Raw genomic sequence first — 5,469 nt, 5'->3', positions numbered from 1 at the left:
CGCCGACACCTCCCCCAGCGGGGGAGGAGAACCTTAAGTAAGAATCCGAAGCCAATCTTTACCGCACCGGGACTTCAGTCCCGGTGCCTGAAGGCCCATGTTCCCCGCCATGGCCGTACCGCCCCCCCAGTTCACCGACGCCGAGATCGACACCCTGGTCGAGACCTTCTACGCCCGCGTCCGTCGGCACCACCGCCTGGGCCCGATCTTCGAGGAGGCCATCGGCCCTGATGGCTGGCCCGCGCACATGGCGACCTTGAAGGACTTCTGGTCGTCGGTGCTGAACACCACGGGCCGCTACAAGGGCCAGCCCGTGGCCGTGCACCAGAAGATCCCGCACCTGACCGAGGGCCTGTTCATGCCCTGGCTGAACCTCTTCCATCAGACCTGCGTGGAGCTGTTCGACGCCCCGCGCGCCGCCCTCGTGGGCCAGAAGGCCGAGCGCATCGCGCGGAGCCTGAAGCTGGGCGTGTTCTTCAAGCCGGACGCGGTCGCTTGAGCGGGCTGGAGAAGGACGGCTTCATCCGCTTCGAGGCCGCCGAAACCAAAGCCCTGATCGGCGCCGAGGACTGGACCACCTTCGCCGACAGCTGGAACGACCTGCCGCTGGACGGCTTCATGGCCGACGGCGGCCGCTATCGCCGCCGGCGGTTCGCGGCCTTCGCCGCCCAACCCGGTGCGGTCGAGCGCAAGCCGCACCAGCCGCACTGGCAGAGCCGCGACTACAACCCGCTGAACGGCGGCGTGCAACGCTGGTTCGAACCGGTCACCGACGCCATCGCCGATCACCCGGTTACGCAAGGCGTCATCCGTGCTGGCATCGATCTCTTCGGTGAAGGCCCCTGGCACGTCGAGCTGCACCAGTTCCGCATCGAGGCTCGCGAGGGCGAGGCCGGCCAGCCGACGCCCGAGGGCGCGCACCGCGACGGCGTCGACTGGGTCATCGTCATGCTGGTGGATCGCCAGAACGTCGACAGCGGCGTCACCGACATCTTCGCGCCGGACGGGACGAGCTTCGGCTCCTTCACCCTGACCGCCCCCGGTGATGCGGTGTTCCTGAACGACCACCGCGTGCTGCACGGCGTCACCCCGATCCGGCCGCACGATCCGCTGGCGCCGGCCGTCCGCGATGTGCTGGTCGTCACATACCGACAGCACGCGGGCGTGGAACAGGGTTAACTCGCGCCAGAATTGCTGCGACCGTTTGCCTCAATGCCCAGAGGCGAACGGCGTGACAGGTTGGCGCACCCTGAAAAAGGATGCGCGCGCACGCATGTTCGTCTCGGACGATGGCCCTCTAGAAGCGACGCCGCGCGCCTCCACCCGGGACGCGTTCGCCGCCGCCGTCGCCGACGCCTCGCCGGCGCTGATCGCCTATATCGACGCCGAGGGCTATTTCCGCTTCGCCAACCGCGCCCACGAGGCCCGCTTTGGACTGCGGCGCGACCAGATCGAGGGCCGGCCGCTGCGCGAGGTGGTCGGCGACGCCGCCCACGCCCGGATACGGCCGTTCCTCGATCGAGTGCTGTCCGGCGAGACCGTGCTGTACGAAGGCCAGATGGCATTCGAGATGGCCGGCCTGCTGCATGTCGAGGCCAGGTTCACGCCCGACGTCTCCGACACCGGGGCGGTGCGCGGCTTTCACCTGACGGTCGCCGACACCGCCTCGCGCCAGACCAACGAGACGGAGCTGGGCCGGCTGCTGCACCAGGAGCGCCGCCGCACGGCTCTGCTGGATCTGGGCCATCAATTGCGCGAAGCCACCGACGCCCAGATGATCGCCAACCTGGCCTGCGAGGTCCTCGCCTGGCAGTTGGGCGCGTCCCGCGCCGGCTTCGCCGAGGTCGACGCCGCGGGCGCCGAGGCGCTGATCGTCGGCGAATGGGTGGCGGACGGCTTTCCGACCATCGCCGGCTCGCGTCAGAGGCTCGACGACTTCGGCCCGGACATGGTGGCGGACCTGAAGGCCGGGCGGCCGATCGTCATCCGAGATCCCGCCGAGGACCAGCGCACCGAGGCGCCGGACGTGCTGGCGGCCTACAAGGCGCTGCGGATCGGCGCGGCCCTGACCTCACCCCTGGTCAAGGGTCCTCGCGTGGCCGCCTACATCTATGTCTGCCAGGACGTGACGCGCGACTGGACTGCGGACGAGATCGCCTTCGTCACCGACGTCGCCGAACTGATCTGGGCCTCCAGCGAACGCGCCCGCCTCGACCAGGCCCTCAAGCGCGCCGTCGAGACCGAGCGCCTGTTGATCCGCGAGGTCGACCACCGGGCCAAGAACGTGCTGGCCGTGGTCCAGTCCCTGGCCCAGCTGACGCCGTTCCACGACAAGGCGCAGTATGTCGAGGCGCTGTCGGGCCGGATCGGGTCCCTCGCCCGCGCCCACAGCCTGCTGTCGACCACCCGCTGGAGCGGCGTCGACCTGCACGACCTCCTGCGGCTGGAGCTGGACGCCTATCGCTGCGCCGACAGCGCCGAGCAGTTGGTCATCGACGGCCCGCCGGCCCTGATCGACGCCCAGGCCGCCCAGTCCCTGGCCCTGGTGCTGCACGAGCTGGCCACCAACGCCTCCAAGTACGGCGCCCTGGCGCGGCCGGAGGGCCGCCTCTCCGTCAGCTGGAGCTGGGGCCTTGATGGCGCGCTGCATCTGGTCTGGCGCGAGACGGCCGGCGTGCGGGTCGTTCCACCCCAGCGGCGCGGCTTCGGCTCGACCCTGATCGAGAGCGCGGTCAAGCAGGCCGCCGCCCGCGTGGCCCTGGACTGGCGGCCCGAGGGCCTGGAGGTCCGCCTCGACATCCCGACCGGCGCCCAGGCCCGCGCGGCCGAGAGCATCCCGGCCTACCGCCCCGGCCTGACCCTGGACGAGACCCCGCTGCTGCGGAACCAGCGCGTGCTGGTGGTCGAGGACGAGGCCGTGGTGGCCATGGAACTGGCCCGCCTGCTGACCGCCGCCGGCGCCAAGGTGGTCGGCCCGGCCGGCACGATCGAGGAGGCGCTGGACCTGCTGGACGACCAGCCGATCGACCGCGCCCTGCTGGACGTCAATCTGGGCGGCCGCCTGGTCACCCCGGTGGCCGCCGCCCTGGCCCATCGCCGCATCCCGTTCGTTTACCTGACCGGCTACCAGGAGCCCGATGTCGACGACGGCCCCATTCTGAGGAAGCCCGTCGTGACGTCAGCCCTGTTGGGGGCTTTGGCCCGTGGCGCGCCGGCTTCGGTGCAGTAGGCCGCCTCAGTTTCGGACAGTTGCGACCCCAGCCGAGTCTTGTGGCTTGAAATTGCAATTCGTTCTCAAGTAAGGACGAGCCTCCATCGCCAAGGTTCGTCAGTACGCCGTGAAATCCGCCGCCGATCAGCATCGCCGCTCTTTCTGGCTGAAGCAGCTGCATCAGTGGCATTGGATCAGCGCGGCCGTGTCCCTGATCGGCATGCTGCTGTTCGCCATCACCGGCATCACCCTGAACCACGCCGGCCAGATCGAGGCCAAGCCCGTGGTGGTCAGCCGCAAGGCGACCCTGCCGGCCGACCTCCTGGCGCTGCTGGCCAAGGGCCCGGAAGAGGGCAAGCGCCCCCTGCCCGTCCAGCTGGAGCCGTTCCTCGACAAGGCCGTCGGCGCCGACGTCGCGGGCCGCGAGGGCGAGTGGTCGGCCGACGAGGTCTATGTCGCCCTGGCCCGTCCGGGCGGCGACGCCTGGGTCTCGATCGACCGCGAGACCGGCGCTATCGAGCACGAGAAGACCACGCGCGGCGCGGTCAGCCTGCTCAACGACCTGCACAAGGGCCGCAACGCCGGCAAGGCCTGGGGCTGGTTCATCGACATCTTCGCCGCCGCCTGCGTGATCTTCACGATCACCGGCCTGATCCTGCTGCAGTTCCACGCCCGCGCCCGGCCGCTGACCTGGCCGCTGGTCGGCCTGGGCCTGGCCGCGCCCGTCATTCTCGTCATCCTTTTCGTCCACCTCTGAGGCAGACACCGTGAAGCGTTCGATCTCTCTCCTGACTTTCGCCGGCGCGGCTGTCGCTGGCGCCCCGGCCCTGGCCGCTGACCTGAACGTCACCGTCGAGGTGCCGAAGCTGACGGTCGCCGAGTACCACAAGCCCTACGTCTCGATCTGGATCGAGAACCCGGCCGACAGCACCGCCGCCGGCACCCTGGCCGTCTGGTACGACGCCGACTCCAAGGAGGACAAAGGCGTCAAGTGGCTGAAGGACATGCGCCAGTGGTGGCGCAAGGCCGGCCGCGAGATGAGCTTCCCGGCCGACGGCGTCTCGGGCGCCACGCGCGCGCCGGGCCCGCAGAAGGTCGTGTTCTCCGGCGCCAAGGGCGTTTTGAAGGACCTCAAGCCCGGCGCCTACAACCTGGTCGTCGAAGCCGCGCGCGAAGTCGGCGGCCACGAGGCTGTCCGCGTCCCGTTCACCTGGGGCAAGGCCGGCAAGCCCGCCACCGTCAAGGGCGCGTCCGAGCTGGGCGCCGTCACCGTTTCCGTGAAGTGAGAAAAGCCATGACCTTCAAGAAGCGCCTTCTGGCCGCCGCGCTCGGCGTCGCGGCTCTCGCCCTGCCGATGACCGCCTCGGCCCACCGTGGCTGGCTCGTGCCGTCGGCCACCGTTCTGTCGGGCGACGTCTGGGTGACGTTCGACGCGGCCGTGTCCAACGAGCTGTTCTATCCGGACCACAACCCCATGCGCCTGGACGGCGTGGTGGTCACGGCCCCGGACGGCGCGATCGACAAGATCCAGAACGGCGCGACCGGCAAGTACCGCTCGACCTTCGACGTGGCCCTGACCAAGCCGGGCACCTGGAAGATCGGCTCGGCCACCCAGAGCGTGATGGCCAGCTACACCGAGAACGGTGAAGTGAAGCGCTTCCGCGGGAGCCCCGAGGACTTCGCCAAGCAGGTCCCGGCCGGCGCCGCCGACCTGAAGACCATCAAGAGCTTCAACCGCAACGAAGCCTTCGTCACCCGCGACAAGCCGACGACCGAGGTCTTCAAGCCGACCGGCAAGGGTCTCGAACTCGTGCCGATCACCCACCCCAACGACCTGGTCGCCGGCGAGGCCGCCAGCTTCAAGTTCCTGGTCGACGGCAAGCCCGCCTCTGACCTGGAAGTGACGATCGCCGAGGGCGGCTCGCGCTACAGCCCGCGTCCCGACATGAAGGTGAAGACCGGCGCCGACGGCGTCGTGAAGTTCACCCTGCCGGAAGCCGGCATGTACTGGATCAACGCCACGGTCCGCACCGGCGCGACGCCGGGTCGTGGTCCGGGTCCGGGCGGTCCGGGCGGCGCTCCGGGTGGTGCTCCTCCGGCGGGCGGTCCCGGCGGTGGCATGGGCGGCGGCCAGCAAGGTCCGGCCACAGCCCTGACCGGCGACGGCTACAGCGCCAGCTACACCGCCACGCTCGAAGCCCAGCGGCCGTAAGCTAACTCCCTTCCCCCTTGGATGGGGGAAGGGTTGGGGATGGGGG

At 69.9% G+C, this 5,469-nt stretch carries 6 protein-coding genes; all 6 read left to right on the top strand.

Annotation, left to right across the window (positions count from 1 at the left end; all coding sequences use genetic code 11):
• Positions 1-109 precede the first annotated feature (109 nt).
• The 6 genes from AC07YH_RS26535 to AC07YH_RS26510 all read left to right on the top strand — a co-directional run bounded on the left by AC07YH_RS26535 (position 110) and on the right by AC07YH_RS26510 (position 5,423).
• Complete coding sequence (locus AC07YH_RS26535) at positions 110-499, top strand: group III truncated hemoglobin (protein WP_494623427.1); 390 nt, start codon at positions 110-112, stop codon at positions 497-499.
• Positions 496-1,179, top strand: a complete 684-nt coding sequence (locus AC07YH_RS26530) for a 2OG-Fe dioxygenase family protein (protein WP_494749880.1) — start codon at positions 496-498, stop codon at positions 1,177-1,179. Before AC07YH_RS26535 ends, AC07YH_RS26530 begins: the two co-directional genes overlap by 4 nt.
• Before the next feature lie 94 nt (positions 1,180-1,273).
• Positions 1,274-3,229 (top strand): HWE histidine kinase domain-containing protein, encoded by a 1,956-nt coding sequence (locus AC07YH_RS26525; RefSeq protein WP_494749879.1) that lies wholly within the window; start codon positions 1,274-1,276, stop codon positions 3,227-3,229.
• Positions 3,230-3,338: 109 nt separating this feature from the next.
• The gene (locus tag AC07YH_RS26520) at positions 3,339-3,968 is read left to right on the top strand and encodes a PepSY-associated TM helix domain-containing protein (protein WP_494749878.1); all 630 of its coding nucleotides are present in this window, start codon (positions 3,339-3,341) and stop codon (positions 3,966-3,968) included.
• A 10-nt stretch (positions 3,969-3,978) separates the two neighbouring features.
• Complete coding sequence (locus AC07YH_RS26515) at positions 3,979-4,497, top strand: DUF2271 domain-containing protein (RefSeq protein ID WP_494749877.1); 519 nt, start codon at positions 3,979-3,981, stop codon at positions 4,495-4,497.
• 8 nt (positions 4,498-4,505) lie between these two features.
• Entirely contained in the window at positions 4,506-5,423 is a 918-nt protein-coding gene (locus AC07YH_RS26510; protein ID WP_494749876.1) for a DUF4198 domain-containing protein, read from the top strand.
• The last annotated feature ends 46 nt before the right edge of the window (positions 5,424-5,469 follow it).

This window comes from Caulobacter sp. GW456-12-1-14-TSB4 (assembly GCF_059424195.1).
Note: the sequence above shows the minus strand (reverse complement) of the source record. Positions and strands in the feature narration are given on the sequence as shown.